This is a genomic window from Prosthecochloris marina (assembly GCF_003182595.1).
In the GTDB taxonomy this organism is placed as follows: domain Bacteria; phylum Bacteroidota; class Chlorobiia; order Chlorobiales; family Chlorobiaceae; genus Prosthecochloris; species Prosthecochloris marina.
This window is the reverse complement of sequence record NZ_PDNZ01000003.1, coordinates 27,644-42,369: the sequence shown is the minus strand read 5'-3', so window position 1 is coordinate 42,369 and position 14,726 is coordinate 27,644. Positions and strand designations below refer to the sequence as shown.

The 14,726-nt window shown below is 45.6% G+C and carries 17 protein-coding genes; 9 read left to right on the top strand and 8 right to left on the bottom strand.

Annotated elements, in window-relative coordinates; all coding sequences use genetic code 11:
- The first annotated feature begins 10 nt into the window (after positions 1 to 10).
- The gene (zwf, locus tag CR164_RS04465; protein ID WP_110022745.1) at positions 11 to 1,435 is read left to right on the top strand and encodes a glucose-6-phosphate dehydrogenase; all 1,425 of its coding nucleotides are present in this window, start codon (positions 11 to 13) and stop codon (positions 1,433 to 1,435) included.
- A gap of 26 nt (positions 1,436 to 1,461) precedes the next feature.
- Here zwf and CR164_RS04460 read toward each other — a convergent pair whose 3' ends face one another.
- Complete coding sequence (locus CR164_RS04460) at positions 1,462 to 2,442, bottom strand: KpsF/GutQ family sugar-phosphate isomerase (RefSeq protein ID WP_110022744.1); 981 nt, start codon at positions 2,440 to 2,442, stop codon at positions 1,462 to 1,464.
- 201 nt (positions 2,443 to 2,643) lie between these two features.
- Here CR164_RS04460 and CR164_RS04455 point away from each other — a divergent pair, with 201 nt between their 5' ends.
- Together CR164_RS04455 and CR164_RS04450 are read left to right on the top strand one after the other, a co-directional pair.
- Positions 2,644 to 2,991: a hypothetical protein gene (locus CR164_RS04455; protein ID WP_110022743.1), complete on the top strand. Its 348-nt coding sequence runs from the start codon at positions 2,644 to 2,646 to the stop codon at positions 2,989 to 2,991.
- Positions 2,992 to 3,022: 31 nt separating this feature from the next.
- Positions 3,023 to 4,531, top strand: coding sequence for a lipopolysaccharide biosynthesis protein (locus CR164_RS04450; protein ID WP_110022742.1), 1,509 nt, complete (start codon positions 3,023 to 3,025; stop codon positions 4,529 to 4,531).
- A gap of 160 nt (positions 4,532 to 4,691) precedes the next feature.
- Here the strand turns inward: CR164_RS04450 and CR164_RS04445 are convergent, their stop codons facing one another.
- From CR164_RS04445 to CR164_RS04415, 7 genes are all read right to left on the bottom strand, one after another.
- Entirely contained in the window at positions 4,692 to 5,360 is a 669-nt protein-coding gene (locus CR164_RS04445) for a DUF4405 domain-containing protein (protein ID WP_110022741.1), read from the bottom strand.
- Positions 5,357 to 5,953, bottom strand: a complete 597-nt coding sequence (locus CR164_RS04440; protein ID WP_110022740.1) for a Spy/CpxP family protein refolding chaperone — start codon at positions 5,951 to 5,953, stop codon at positions 5,357 to 5,359. The genes CR164_RS04445 and CR164_RS04440 overlap by 4 nt, the downstream gene beginning before the upstream one ends.
- An 83-nt stretch (positions 5,954 to 6,036) precedes the next feature.
- Complete coding sequence (locus CR164_RS04435; protein ID WP_239994460.1) at positions 6,037 to 6,396, bottom strand: hypothetical protein; 360 nt, start codon at positions 6,394 to 6,396, stop codon at positions 6,037 to 6,039.
- Positions 6,397 to 6,539: 143 nt separating this feature from the next.
- Positions 6,540 to 7,094 (bottom strand): RNA polymerase sigma factor, encoded by a 555-nt coding sequence (locus tag CR164_RS04430; RefSeq protein WP_416143547.1) that lies wholly within the window; start codon positions 7,092 to 7,094, stop codon positions 6,540 to 6,542.
- A 252-nt stretch (positions 7,095 to 7,346) separates the two neighbouring features.
- Complete coding sequence (locus tag CR164_RS04425) at positions 7,347 to 8,105, bottom strand: class I SAM-dependent methyltransferase (protein WP_110022738.1); 759 nt, start codon at positions 8,103 to 8,105, stop codon at positions 7,347 to 7,349.
- 64 nt (positions 8,106 to 8,169) lie between these two features.
- Positions 8,170 to 8,658: a thiol-disulfide oxidoreductase DCC family protein gene (locus tag CR164_RS04420; RefSeq protein ID WP_322113277.1), complete on the bottom strand. Its 489-nt coding sequence runs from the start codon at positions 8,656 to 8,658 to the stop codon at positions 8,170 to 8,172.
- A gap of 106 nt (positions 8,659 to 8,764) precedes the next feature.
- The gene (locus CR164_RS04415) at positions 8,765 to 10,147 is read right to left on the bottom strand and encodes a phosphoglucomutase/phosphomannomutase family protein (protein ID WP_110022737.1); all 1,383 of its coding nucleotides are present in this window, start codon (positions 10,145 to 10,147) and stop codon (positions 8,765 to 8,767) included.
- A gap of 212 nt (positions 10,148 to 10,359) precedes the next feature.
- On the opposite strand from CR164_RS04415, the gene lpxB reads away from it, so the two are divergent.
- The 6 genes from lpxB (at position 10,360) to CR164_RS04385 (ending at position 14,708) form a co-directional block, all read left to right on the top strand.
- Positions 10,360 to 11,505 carry a lipid-A-disaccharide synthase gene (gene lpxB / locus CR164_RS04410; protein WP_110022736.1) on the top strand — a complete coding sequence of 382 codons (1,146 nt, stop codon included), beginning with the start codon at positions 10,360 to 10,362 and terminating at the stop codon, positions 11,503 to 11,505.
- A 19-nt stretch (positions 11,506 to 11,524) separates the two neighbouring features.
- Complete coding sequence (locus CR164_RS04405; RefSeq protein WP_110022735.1) at positions 11,525 to 11,788, top strand: hypothetical protein; 264 nt, start codon at positions 11,525 to 11,527, stop codon at positions 11,786 to 11,788.
- Between the two features lie 133 nt (positions 11,789 to 11,921).
- Complete coding sequence (gene modA / locus CR164_RS04400) at positions 11,922 to 12,725, top strand: molybdate ABC transporter substrate-binding protein (RefSeq protein WP_110022734.1); 804 nt, start codon at positions 11,922 to 11,924, stop codon at positions 12,723 to 12,725.
- Complete coding sequence (locus CR164_RS04395) at positions 12,722 to 13,123, top strand: TOBE domain-containing protein (protein WP_110022733.1); 402 nt, start codon at positions 12,722 to 12,724, stop codon at positions 13,121 to 13,123. The genes modA and CR164_RS04395 overlap by 4 nt, the downstream gene beginning before the upstream one ends.
- Positions 13,120 to 13,797: a molybdate ABC transporter permease subunit gene (gene modB / locus CR164_RS04390; RefSeq protein WP_110022732.1), complete on the top strand. Its 678-nt coding sequence runs from the start codon at positions 13,120 to 13,122 to the stop codon at positions 13,795 to 13,797. The genes CR164_RS04395 and modB overlap by 4 nt, the downstream gene beginning before the upstream one ends.
- 5 nt (positions 13,798 to 13,802) lie before the next feature.
- The gene (locus CR164_RS04385) at positions 13,803 to 14,708 is read left to right on the top strand and encodes a sulfate/molybdate ABC transporter ATP-binding protein (protein ID WP_110022731.1); all 906 of its coding nucleotides are present in this window, start codon (positions 13,803 to 13,805) and stop codon (positions 14,706 to 14,708) included.
- Positions 14,709 to 14,726 lie beyond the last annotated feature (18 nt).

The following is a 14,726-nucleotide window of genomic DNA, read 5'->3' as shown; positions in this document are numbered from 1 at the left end:
ATCGGAACTCATGGACCAGCAACTCGACAATTTCACCTTTGTTTTGTTTGGTGCCGAAAGCGATCTCTCGTCGAGAAAGCTTTTGCCGTCACTGTATCAGCTTGCCCGCTGGAAACAGTTGCCTGAGAAGTACAGGGTTATAGGCGTGGCCCGTTCAGCGATTGATCATAAAGGGTTTCGGGCTTATGCCAGACAGAGCGTTCAGGCACATGCACCTGATTCCCTTGCAAATACCGAAACTCTTGACCTGTTTTGCAACAACCTTTTCTATGTTCGTGCCGATTTGACCGAAACTGAAGGGTATATTCTCTTGCGGCATGAAATAGACAAGGTGGTTATGAGCGACTCTTCATGCAGCAATCTGCTTTTTTATCTTGCGACACCGCCCAGCCTGGCGCCACACATTATTGATAATCTTGAAAAAGCGGATCTCGGAGGTAAGAGTGAGGCTTGCAGGGGATGGCGCAAAATAGTGGTTGAAAAACCCTACGGGTTTGACCTCACGAGCGCTCGTGAGCTGAATACCATAGTTGGCCGGGTTTTTCATGAAGAGCAGGTATACCGTATAGACCACTATCTTGGTAAGGAACCGGTGCAGAACATTCTTGTGTTCCGTTTTTCCAACGGTATGTTCGAACCGTTGTGGAACAGGCAATATATAGAGAATGTCAGTATTACAATTGCTGAGGATTTCGGTATCAGAACCAGAGGAGCATATTATGAAAAATCAGGCCTGCTTCGAGACATCATACAAAATCATGGTCTTCAATTACTCGCGGCAATTGCTATGGAGCCCCCTGTCGATCTGAGTGCAGACGCTGTGCGTGATGAAAAAGAGAAAGTCTTCCGTTCGCTGCGGCCATTGACAAAAGACAATGTCCGGGATCATGTTATGCTTGGACAATATGACGGCTATAGAAATGAACAGAATGTGGCTTCTGATTCGACAGTTGAAACATTTGCTGCCGTTCGATGGTATGTCGATAACTGGCGGTGGAAAGATGTCCCTTTCATCATGAAGGCCGGCAAGAATCTTGCAAAACAGGTGACTGAAATAGTTATTACATTCAAGTGTCCCCCGCAAAACTTTTTCGGTCCTCCTCAAAGTTGCAGCTACACTGCAAATCAAATTATCATACAAATCCAGCCTGAAGAAACGATCGCTATTCGGTTTGGATCCAAAAGACCCGGTAAAGAATTGGTGACCGATCCGGTTTTTATGAAATTTGATTATAAGACATCTTTTGAGCACGAGCAGATGACGCCCTATCAGCATCTACTCCTCGATGCAATGGCCGGAGACCAGATGAATTTTATCCGCCAGGATGCAGTGGAGAGCAGTTGGCGTGTCATTGACGGCATCCGGGACTCATTCAAACATGTCGAGCCCGACCCCTATCCGGTTCATTCATGGGGGCCATATACCGAGTGGTGACAGCTTTTTTCCCATGATAGAGACTCTTACAAGCCTAACGTGATGAGGTCATGAATGTGGATAATTCCGACCGGGTGGTTGTCCTTGTCACAGACAAGCAGTTGTGTTATCCTGTGCGATTCGAGAATTCTTAAGCATTTTTCCGCTAGAGTGTCCGCAGTAACTGTTTTGGGACCTTTTGTCATAACGTCCTTTGCCTGTAATGAAAGAATGTCTTTTTTGCTTTGAATGAGTCTTCGAAGGTCTCCGTCGGTAAAAACTCCCGTAAGTCTTCCTGCATTGTCTGTTATTCCACTCATTCCGAAACGCTTCGATGTCATTTCAAGAATAATATCGGTAAGCAGGGCTGTTTCTTCGACAAGCGGTAACGCCTCGGCGGTGGCCATGATATCCGATACTTTCATGGTTAATCTTTTACCAAGAGATCCTTTTGGGTGGGTCACGGCAAAATCATGATGCGTGAACTGTTTCATTTTCATCAGACACATTGCCAGTGCATCACCCATGGCAAGCATGGCTGTTGTCGATGTTGTCGGTGCTAGGTCGAATGGGCAGGCTTCCTGCTCTACACTCACATCGAGAACGATATTGGCTTTCTCCGCAAGGTATGAGCGTTTGTTGCCGGTAAATGCCAGGATGGAAACCCCTATTTTTCTCAATGCAGGGAGAATGAAGTTCAATTCTTCAGTCATACCGCTTTTCGAAAGGCAGATGACGCAGTCCTCTTTCGAAACGACACCAAGGTCCCCATGCGCTGCTTCAGCAGGATGCATGAAGAGTGCGGTAGTACCTGTCGAAGAAAGCGTTGCTGCGATTTTCTGACCTATGATGCCGGATTTTCCCATTCCGGAAATAATGATTTTCCCCTTGCATTGGCTGAGAAGCTCTGTGGCATCATAAAAATTATGATCGAGCAGTTCAGCGATGCGGGAGAGTGCGTTCGCTTCTTGACGGATGGTTTGTTTTCCTGTGTCGATAACTTCGGTTTTCTCTTGAGAAAAGTCCATGGTCGGTATCTGTTATTTATGGATCTCTCCATCAACCAGCTTGCTTGCCGGGATGAGCTGCTACGGATTCCCGATACAGTAATGATTGATAGCGAGCTTTGCATGTGAAATATTTATAAAAACTACTTAATATTGATATTTTATTGCAATCAGGCTGATTGTAACTGATTTTGCGTTTTTTTCAAAAAAACATCAGGATTTATGAGTTGGCTCATCATTTTATCTTTTGCTTTGCCGATTTTTTTCGGTCTTCTTTTTGTTATGTCAAAGTTTGTCAAGCATATGAAAGAAGAGCAGAATATGGAAATCGAATCGATCAGGGACACGTTGATTGATGAAAATAACCCGGTTGGTTTGTCCGGCGAGGAGCTTGAAAAATTGAAGCAGCAGCAGGCTGAGGCTCAAAAGCATTTAAGAGATGTTATTTCAAAGATTCCCGTTGAGGAAAAAGATGGCAGGTTGCGGCCGGCTTTCGACAAGATGAAAAAACTTCAGGATGAACCTCCGGAGAAAGCTGTCGGTAACGGTAAGGGTGCGAGTAAGCGCTGAGCGAAAGGGGAGACAATAAAGCTGGAGTTCTATGCTCGACAAGCTGAAACTTCTGGCAAAAGATACCGCTATTTATGGTTCAAGCACGATTCTGGCTCGAGGTCTGAACTATGTGCTCGTTCCTTTGTATGCGAATCTTCTCAATACCTTTGACAACGGGGTGCATGCACTGATATACGCGAACATCGCCCTTGCAAATGTTCTGTTCGCTTACGGCATGGAGACCTCCTACCTAAAAGTTGCTTCAGATGATGCCCGGTCAGGAGGCGACAGTGCCCGGTGTTTTTCAACGGCAGTTATTTCACTTCTTCTGACTTCCACCGCATTTACCGCCTGTATTTTGTTTTTTGCTCCTGGAATTGCCGAGTTGATAGGCTTGTCGGCTAATCAAAAGGAATTTATACGCTATGCAGCGATAATTCTCTGGTTCGATGCGATGCTGGTTATTCCTTTTGCCGATCTCCGGTTGAAAAGAAAGGCCGTTCAGTTTGCAATCGCGAGGGTGTTCGGAGTCGTGGCTGTGGTTATCACGGCGTTTGTATTGATCGTGCATTTCAATGCCGGTTTGAAAGGAGCTTTTATTGCCAATATTGTGGGGTCATCGATCAGCCTGCTGATCGTTTTACCGGTGTTCAGACAGTTCCGGCGTTTTTTTTCTTCCAACACGCTACGTGAGATGCTGAGAATCGGGTTGCCCTATGTTCCTACAGGGATTGCCGGGTTGCTGGTTCATCTTATAGACCGGAACGTTCTTATACGAATGAGGCTGGAAGACATTGAAAGAATTTACGGATCAGGATACGCCCAGTCCGATATTGTCGGGATTTACGGCCGCGTTGCAGCATTCGGTATTCTACTTCAACTTTTCATTCAGGTATTCAGATTCGCGTGGCAGCCTTTTTTCCTGCAGCATGCCGAGGACCCCGAGGCAAAAAAACTTTTTCGTTACGTGCTGAGCATTTCGACCGTATTTGCCATGGTTATCGCTCTTGCCGGGACTTTTTATGTTCCGGATCTGATACGGTACCAATATTTTGATCGGTTGTATATTCTGCCTCCTGCATACTGGATAGGGCTTTCAATTCTGCCCTGGATATTTTTCAGTTACATTTTCGATATGATCTCGACCAACCTTACTGCCGGTATCCTGATTACCGGGAGCACCAGATATCTGCCGGTCGTTACTTTCGCTGGAGCAGGTGTTACAACGGTGGTTTGTCTTTGGCTTGTGCCGTTGATGGGAATGGAGGGTGCCGCGGTCGCAATACTTGCTGGCACGGTTGTGATGAGTATTTGTATGGGGTATTTCTCGTTGAAAGTGTACCCCAACAGGTACGAGTGGAGGAAGTTGCTGCTTTTGTTTGTGATCGGGGTTGTTTGTACGCGTCTCCCGGTTATTGCAGGAACGCAGGATATATGGTTTGAGACCGTTTTGACGATCTGCTATTTCGGGGTTATTCTTGTTGTGTTCAGGAATGAAGTGAACTATGTTCTCAAGCTGCTCGGTTCAAAGGTGAAAAGCAAAGCCAACAATGAATAACTAATCACAGATAAAAAGGGTAGGCACAATATCAACCGTAAAATCCAGGTTGATGCTGTAATGCTCGGTATAGCCGCAGACTGCAAGGGACTTTCAGGGTTATTGCAACCAGAGAGAAAGCCGAAAGAACGGAAAAGAGTCTTTCTCGGGAGTCGATACGTCACCGTCTGTTTTTTCCCTGCCCTTTTCCCATACCGGGTTTCGGGGAGGCGTTGATGCCTAACAGTTCGTATACTTTTTGTGCTGACGTATTGTTTTCACGTGCTATGCTTTCAAGCGTCTGGTCCAGAGACGGGGCGGCAATACCAGCCATTTCAAGTTTTTCTTGCAGTGATTCAGGGCTTTGGCCTCTGGTGAATCTTTCGGCGACTTCCCTCAAAGTCATTCTTTCCGTATGAGGCACCGGAGGACTTTGTTGCGGCTCTTCCCACGATGCCGAGAGAAATTCACCGAAATCGATTACTGCCGAGAATGGTTGAATTTTCAGTTGTGTGCCGATTCCAAAAAGCAGCGCAAGAAAAAGAATGCTGAAGATTTCGATAGGCCTGCCGAGTCCATCGTGGGTTTTTGTAATGATATAGGACCAGAAAGCTTTCCAATTAATGGAAAAAAGGTGAAAGATAGAGAGGATGATAAATGCAAGACCGAATAACGTATGCTGATTTTGCCAATCCGGCTTGCTGAGCCCGAGTATTTGCCAGTTTGTCCAGTTTGCGACTCTACCGGGAGGAGCAAAAAAGAGCACGATTCCTGAAACAAGTAACATGAGAAATGCTATGAAAAGACCGATACTGATGAATGCTCTCCAGCTGAATGGTTTCTTTTTCATTGTGGCGTTGCCTCTGATTGTTTGCCAGGATCTTTGCCCATAGTTGTATCTTGCTCTGCGACGTTTTTATCCTTGATCGGGGTAAGTCGTATTCGTTTGAGAAACAACCTGCTCTTCAATTTATACGGCTTTGCTGTTACTTTTTCAAGGACGCTTTGCAGTGTATCCCGCTGTTCGGGTGAGCATACGTTTGAAAGACCGTTGAAATGCCATGCGAGCCTGTACTCTATGACTGCCTGTAATGATCCGATGCGTTCGGCAAGGGCTTTGATTTCGAGTGTATCAGGCTCATTCTTGATCGCTTCCTGAATCAGCTTGCGCTTGAGGCTTGAGATCGTTACGAGAGCTGGTAACGTTCCCTGAAAATGCTGCTGTCTTAGTGCCTTGAACTCCTTGCTTTGTTCGTCGGTCAGGTTCAGTTCTTTTTCGAAAAACGACTGTTTTTTTGTGTCTTTAAGGGCTTTGACCGCTTTTTCGTTTTTCGTTGGAGCTTTGACGTTTTGCCACCAGAGCGTTCCGAGCAGGGCAAGATTTAAAACGATCAGTATTGCGAGCGTAATTGAGATGAAACGTTTGGATGAAAGAAAATCCATACGAAAATTGTTTGGTTCAAACTTGTATGTGCATGTGATGTCAGCTTCTCATTGCAGAACGCGTATCGGTTGAAGTCAGATGTTTATTCATTAGGATCCTCAACGCTATTGTCGTTATCCAGGTAATATGAAAGGGCGGGATTGCTGTATTCGTTCGTCAGGCTTTCCAGAGGGTCTTGCTTACTGAATGTTTGCTCTGTATCGTTCGAAAGCATAAGAACAAGTGCGGATCCGATATTGATAATCAGCAGAAAAGCCATCAGCGCAAATTTTACACTTCGCATGGCGGGGTTGGCTTGCTGCGGGTGCGTCAAAGCTTCCTGTGAAATTCGTTCCATTACCTTTGCCCTGAAAAGGTAGTGCGCTTTCAACTCAGGCAGGTTGTCAAGCGCTTCGATGGTTTTCTGGACTTGGGTATCTATGTGAGCTTTTTGGTTCATCATAGTCATAGTTTGTTCCATTTACTTTGACGTTCCTGAGTTGAAATCCTTGCACAGCAGGATGAAAAAAGTAGTTGTCCCTCGATTTGTTGCTACAGGACATGAACGATGTACTGAGAAAATGTTAAAGATACCATGAATAGCCATTATTTTTTATAATGTTTTTGGAGCTTTTTCTGGAGATTTTTTTTTGCTCTGTGAACAAGAGATTCGACCGCGGACACCGTAGTGTGCAGCACCTCTGCAATTTCCTGGTTGGAGTAACCGTCGTATTTACTGAGGAGAAAAGCGGTTTTCTGGTTTTCAGGAAGGGTGTCAAGGGCATGCTGTAGAACCTGTGTTTTTTCACTTTCGGTAAGTACTTCTGCAGGGCTTTCTTGAGAAGAAATGGGGAGCTCTTCCACTGGATCATTGACTCCTATAACCCGTTTCAAAGAAGAAAATCTTTTTTTACGTTTTTTCTTTCGAAGATGGTCGAGGGACTTTGTTACAGCGATCCGGTAAATCCAGGTGGAAAGCTTGGATTCCTGTCTGAAACTCCCGAGAGAACGATAGGCTTCAAGAAAAACCTCTTGTGCAATATCTTCGGCATCCTCTCTGTTCAGCACGAAACGGTAACAGGTATTGAGCACCATATCCTGGTGTTCGGCGACGATAGTACTGAATTCATCTTCCTGTATTGAATGCCCGTTTTGCTCCAAGCTTTGCTCTCTTATGTGTAAAGATTAAATGCTTTATCGTTTTTGTTCGTTCCATGCAAAAGTATAATGACCTTTTGTCTATAGTCCTAACGTGATTGTATCCAAATAGTTATTTCGGGTTTTCCAAAAATGAAGGATTTGAGCGGTAGTACTTTGCAGAGTAACGGTTTTCTGTATTTTCGCATACAATGTTCCGGGGGTTGGACGCTTTTTTCGAGAGAATCTTGTGCCTGCAACTGTTTTTTTGAACGATCACCAGGTTTGAAGTTTTTTGCCGATTTTAAGAATGATCGGCCAGATTATCTTTCTTGATAATGAGGGATGCCCCCATGCTGAAAGCAGTTTTGGAACAATCCGTTCGACCGGGTTTTTACCATACCGTTCTCTGTAAGGGTCCAATGCAGACCATGTTTGAAGGTAGCCGATCAATTGGTCTAGAGACCAGCTTGTTTTCATACTGAAAGACGGTGAGGGGAGTATGGTAAAAGGAAAATAAAGTTCTCGGTATTCCGAAAGAATGTGTGAGATCTCTTTTTCCCAGAATTGGCCCAGGATTTCGGAATAGAGGGTTTGAAAGATGCCATCAATTTCCAGGTCTATTGTCGGGAGATGATATGCCCATGCGGCAACAATTCCATCTTTTTTAAGAACCCGGCAGACTTCGCGGTAAAAGCGTTCGTTGTCAAACCAGTGGATTGCCTGCGCTACAGTTACCAGGTCAACGGAGTTGTCAGGTAATGGCGCTGAGTGAGCCGGAGATACGGAGTAGATGATATTGGGCTTCTGTATTGCATGGGTTATTTGTTCACGGCTTGCATCGGTAGCATAGACCTGTTTAAAGAATTTGGAGAGACAGATTGCAGACTGGCCATTTCCCGTTGCGCAGTCCCAGGCGCTTTCCCGCATCGGTGCCAGTGAAGCAAGGTGCTCGAAAAGCGCAGCAGGGTAGAGTGGGCGATAAAGACGGTATGCTGAGGCGTGATTCGAAAATCTGTCTTTGAAATTGCTCATTATCTGGCTGCTTTTTTCCATGGGCTCTGAAAAAGGTTGCAACTCTATTAAAAAGGAGCGTTATTCAGGATTCCGGTGGCAGTTGTTCGAGAAATCTTGCCTTTATTTCCCCTGTTGGTATCATACAGCTGTCCTTTTTGCCGAACCATTTATATCTGTTTCTTGCGATGAAAGCATAGAGTTGGTCGCGTATTGCTGAAGGTATCAATGAAAATAGCTGAAGGCCATTCCAGGGAGGATCCAGTTCGGATGCTATTTTCAGCGCAGCTGTGCTGCGTGAATAGAGCTTGTTGTTTGTAACCAGAACAACCGTGTCAAGACTGTCAGCGTTTATCTGATGCTGCTGCAGGAGCATTTTGCCGAGAGGTGACTGCGAGGGTGTAAAAGTAAACTTTCCGGTTCGGTCTCTTTCATAGATGAAGTTGACCGAGAATTCACACAGGTTGCATACTCCATCAAAAATAACGATTCTTTCCGGTAAGGGGTTTTGTGTCATGATATCTTCTGCTTCGAATTGAACGTTACGATTACCAACGGCGGGTTGATCGATCATGATGTTTGCCGCTTTGTCGCCTGCAGAACCTCACAGTCATGCCATTCCGTGTAAGTTAAAGCATCTGTTTCACAGGGCTGGTCCGAAGATGACCGGCAGAAAAATGTCAGGCGAGATTGGCTGCAAAATGCAGAACGGCTGTAACTTTTTCCGGAGAATCGGCTTCGCAATACAATCGCAGAACCGGTTCTGTACCGGAGGGTCGTATCAAGACCCATCCACCTTCAAAATGGTATTTATAACCGTCAAGATTATTGAAATCGTCAACCTTGTAACCGGCAATGGTTTTTAGATCACCTTTCGAGGCTCGGGAGATGATAGATTTTTTTTGTTCTCCGTCGATATGAAGGTCGATTCGATTATAATAAAAGCGGCCATACTCGTTAAAGAGTTCCTGGACCAGTTGGGAAAGACTCTGGTTTTTCATGGCCATGATTTCCACCATGAGAAGGCCGATGAATATACCGTCTCTTTCCGGCAGATACGAGGTGATTCCTATGCCACCCGATTCTTCACCTCCCATAAGAATATCATGGGTTGTCATGAGTTTACTCACATGTTTGAATCCCACCGGAAGGAGGTGCAGGGGGAGGCTGTTTTTCCTGCAAATCCTGTCTATGATGTCGGTGAGGGCAAATGTCTTGGCTACCTCGCCAGCTTGCTTTTTTTCTTCTGCAAGGTATTTGAGGATGATGGAGAAAAGCTTGTGTGAATCTATGAACGAGCCGTTTTCATCCAGCATCCCTATTCGGTCGGCATCACCATCGTTAATGATGGCCACATCAGCGCTTATTGCTTTGAAGAAATTGACAAAATCACCAATGTAGCGCGGTATCGGTTCCGGATTGATTCCCTCGAAGCTCGGGTTGCGGCTGCAGTGGTAACAGTTGACAGCCGATTCATCGAAAAGCCGGGTTACAATGTTTTGTCCGGCCCCGAACATTGCATTGTGAGCGATTGTACGCTTTGATCGGCTGATGGCGTCGAGGTTGATATGTTTTTTAATATGATTGAGATAGGTGCTTATGATATCTGCTTTTTCAATCAGCTTCTTTTCAGGCCGGATCGGTTTTCGGGGATTTATCCCAGTGAGGTTTTTCTCGATGAGAGCGATGGTTTCCGGCAGGGCAGAGCCTCCATAGGATGCTTTTACTTTGAATCCATTATATATCGGAGGGTTGTGAGATGCGGTAATCATAATGCCGCCGGCAAGCTGTTTTTCCCTGCAATAGAGTGATACGGCAGGAGACGGTACGAAGCTGTCCGAAAGAAAAACATGAAGTCCGCAGGAAGAAAGAATCTCTGCCGTGTAGGTTGCAAACTCTGAAGACATGAAGCGGGTGTCGTAGCCTACGCAAACACCATTTTTGCAGTCAGGATGATCGAGAAAATAGGCCGCGGTGGCCAGTGTTGCGAGCTTGAGGTTATCAAACGTGAAATCCTTTGCTATAATTGCTCTCCACCCGTCAGTGCCGAATTTAACTTGCATTCTCTCTGTAATTTGATATAATTTGAGCGGGACAGGATTATTGCCTTGGCATAGCGTAACAATAACAAATGACCTGTGTAATTCATCATCTATCGGAATATTGCGAAACGTTTAGACAGGGTTCGGAGAAGTTATTGTAAAATATGAAATTATGGAGACACCCCTCTTTCTAAGATACAGTTTGCCGTTTGATGTTCCAATTGAGTTGACTTATGCGAGATAAGAAACTGTTTGTTCTTGCAGGAGAGGTTTCAGGCGATCTCCACGCTTCGGAAGTGGTGAAGGTTGTTCATGAGCAGTGTGCTGGACTGAGAGTTTTCGGCACAGGAGGTAAACGATTACGTGCACTCGGTGCCGATTTGCTCTATGACGTCGATGATCTCAGCATTATGGGCTTTGTTGAGGTTCTCAAACAGGGTTTTTTTCTTCGAAAGGTAATGAGCGATTTGAAGCGGAAGATTTCGGTGGAAAAACCTGATGTGGCGCTGCTCGTGGATTATCCGGGAATGAACCTCGTCATGGCCGAGTATCTTCATCGTCTCGATGTTCCTGTTATCTATTATATTTCCCCAAAGGTCTGGGCATGGAAAGAAAAGCGGGTCAGGAAAATCAGGGAGTATGTCGATCACTTGATGGTGATTTTCGGTTTTGAGGTCGAGTTCTATCGACGTCACGGTATGGAAGCGGAGTTTGCCGGTAACCCTGTTGTAGAGGAAGTCGAAAAGCATCATCTCCCACCGAAAGAAGATTTTCTTCGTAAGCATGGTATAATGGAAGAACAAATGCTTATCGGTCTTCTGCCCGGTAGCAGAAAGCAGGAGATAGCGTTTGTATTTCCCGAAATGCTCAGGGCGGCAGAGATGCTGCAGAAAAAATACAATGTGGTGTTTTTACTCGGCAAGGCCTCCCATGTCAATGGTCGTCTCTATGATGACTATTGCAGGGATTCCCGGGTTCGGCTTGTCGATTGTTCGGCATATGAGGTAATGAAATATAGTAATCTATTGCTGGTTACATCCGGAACTGCAACGCTTGAGGCTCTTTGTTTCGGAGTACCGATGATCGTTCTCTATAAAACAGGTTGGTTGAATTATGCTATCGGAAAGCGTCTTGTCCGCTTGCACAGCATTTCTCTTGCGAATCTTGTAACGAAAGGGTTGTATCTGAGGGAACAGGTTGTTCCCGAGTTGCTGCAGGATGATATGACCGCTGAAAAAATTTTCGAAAAGGCATCGTATCTCCTCGACAACGATAAAGCTGCTTGGGAGATGCATCAGGAACTGCTTGCAGCAAAGGAGAGGCTGGGAGTGGCATCTCCCTCGAAGAAGGTTGCATCTGCAATCTGCAGATACGTATAACATTCTTTACACGATATATATGGAACAGGTTATCTCGTTGCTGGTTGAAAATCCACTGTATCTTGTCATTGCGGTTATTCTCTCTATCGTGGTGCTGCTGCTGTTTTTGAGAAAAATTCTGAAACTGCTTGTCATCATCGCAGCTGTCGGTATTCTTTACGTTGCTTACCTGTACTGGTCGGGTGAAAATATTCCGGAAGTTGTTAAAGGCATTGAACAGGTTCTTGATCGAGCGCTTCAGAAAGGTGTCGAGTTTTTAAAACAGTTTGCCGATCAACAATGATTTTTTAGGTTTTTAGTTTTTTTTTCTGAAAAAATAAGGTTTTTCATTTTTCTTTTCTCTTTTTTTTATTTATTCGTTATGTTCTTTTGGGAATAACGAATAAGCGGATTATAAATTTTTCACGGTCACCGTTATGGAGAAGAAAAACGGTTTCATGCTGTTCACATTATTGCTTGCATTCGTGCTGATGCTTTCATGTGCAGGCGAGGAGCGTAAAAAGGTTAAGCAGGATGTTCTGCATATCGCTGCAGCGGCAAACCTAAGCTATGTTATCCCCGAGCTTGTTGATGTTTTCGAGAGAGAGTATGGTGAAGGTGCAGGCATGGATATCCGGGTGACGAAAGCATCGAGCGGTAGTCTGACGGCGCAGATTCGAAACAGTGCACCGTTCGATCTGTTTCTCGCGGCAGATACCGGTTACCCTCGGGCACTCTACAGAGATTCACTCACAGTTGGCGAGCCAGTAGTCTATGCGGCAGGGATTCCTGTAATGGTGTATCGGCCGGAGGTCGAGGGTGATGTCGGTGTCGCATGCCTGACAGATCCATCGGTTGAAAAAATTGCAGTTGCACAACCCGATCTTGCTCCTTACGGTAAAGCGGCAATCGAGATTCTTTCAGGTTCAGGTGTTTTGCAACAGGTGGAAGGCAAGCTTGTATATGGAATATCGATAACCCAGACTTTTCAGCATGTCATTACAGCAGCCGATGCAGGTTTCATTGCCGCTTCCCTGCTGCATGGAGAAGGTGGCCGGGAGTTGAAAAAAGCCGGTATGGAATGGATCGAATTTCCACTGGATGCATACGATCCGGAAGGATTGCAGCAGGCAATGGTTCTTCTGGATCCCTCCAATGCGACTGCAGTTGCTTTTTTCAAATTTATGCAGGGAGAGAAGGCGGAGGAGATACTGAAAAAAAACGGATACCGGATCGAATGAACAGTATACGGGCGAAAGTGGTCGGGATAGAGTCCAGTGAAAATCTGCACAGGGTGATGCTGTCGGCGGGAAACCAGATTTTTACCGTAATAACCCTTGAGCTTGCAGATGACTATACGGTCGGTGCAATGGTCGATATTCGTTTTAAGTCGGCACATGTTGCGCTCGCAAAAAACATTACCGGTGAGGTGAGCATTGCAAACCGTCTGCAGGCAACGGTGCATGATATGCAGAAAGGGAAGATACTTGTCGACATGCAACTCGAGAGTGACGCGGGAAACTTTTATGCTCTTACAACAACTGAAGCGGTTGAGCGGATGCGTATTGTGCCTGGAGATGTTGTGACTGCTCTCATGAAAGCAAGCGATCTTTATCTTTCAAGGGTGGAGGGTGCATGAATTCGGGGTTTGACATACAACCTTTTCTGCTTTCGTTCAGGTTGGCAGCCATAACTACGGTAATGTTGTTCATCATTTCCGTTCCACTTGCCTGGAAACTCTCTCAAACCAGATCCAGGTCAAAGCCTTTTGTCGAGGCACTTGTCAGCATGCCCATTGTGCTGCCTCCCACTGTGCTTGGTTTTTATCTTCTTGTTTTTCTGTCCGATAGATCGCCTCTTGGTGGATTCATCAAAGAGATACTCGGGCTTGATCTTGTTTTTACTTTCGAAGGAGTTCTTGTCGCTTCCTGCATTTACTCGTTTCCGTTTATGCTGCAGCCTCTTCAGTCGGGAATGGAGCAGGTGCCGGTGAAACTTCTGGAGGCATCATATACGCTGGGAAAGTCGAAGTTCAACACGTTGTTTCATGTGATATTACCGAATATCAAACCATCGCTGTTAACCGGACTTATTATAACGTTTGCTCATACCGTAGGGGAATTCGGGGTAGTACTTATGGTTGGGGGCAGTATACAGGGAGAGACAAGGGTTGCCTCGATAGCGATCTATGAACTCGTCGAACTGTTGGATTACCGAACGGCGCATATCTATTCTCTTATTCTGATCGCGTTCAGTTTCATTGTACTGATGAGCGTCTATATCCTCAATCACCGAAAAAAGAGCACTGGTTGACGCGTATGATCGTCGCTTCATTGAAAAAACAACTCGAAGGTGCTGGTGGGACGTTCGTGTTGGAAACCGATGTTACCATCGAGCAGGGGGGAATAACTGCCATTGCAGGTCCTTCGGGGAGCGGAAAAACCACATTTTTAAGAATGCTTGCGGGGCTTACTTCTCCAGATGAGGGGCTGTTGGAAGTGGTCGGCGAAGTTTGGTTTCGAAAGGATACCGGGAAAAAAACGCAGGTGAACCTGAAACCGCAACAGCGAAGGGTAGGGGTTGTTTTTCAAGGGTATGCTCTTTTTCCGCACATGACTGTTCTTGGAAATCTGCTCTATGCATCCAGGGACAGGGAAATGGCTGAAAAGCTTCTGAACATGGTCGGTTTACTACAGCTTAAACATGCAAGGCCGTCCAATCTGTCGGGTGGTCAAAAACAACGGGTGGCCCTTGCCCGTGCGCTAATGCAGCGGCCTCGCATTCTTCTGCTTGACGAGCCACTGTCCGCGCTCGATGAGTCCATGAAAACACTTTTGCAGGATGAACTGTTGAAGGTTAACAAGGAGCTTGGAGTAACGATACTTATCGTCACGCACGATTCAAGCGAAATGTACAAGCTTTGTGATCGTGTTCTTTTGTTTGAGATGGGGCGCATTGCTGCCGATACTTCCCCCCGAAAGCTCTTTGTTGAAAGACAGACAACCCAGAAATTCGCATTCAAGGGCGAGATTCTCGAAATAAGAGCGGTCGATGCCGTGTATATCGCTGTTGTAGCAATCGGTAACAACCTCGTCGAAGTCGTGATCGACTCGGATGAAAAAGAAGGGCTTCAGTCAGGAGACAGTGTTATTGTCGGTACGAAAGCGTTCAATCCAACTGTGAGAAAGTTTGCTTCGAAGGATTTTGACATTTCGAGGCTTTGAGGTGAAAAAAAGTATTAT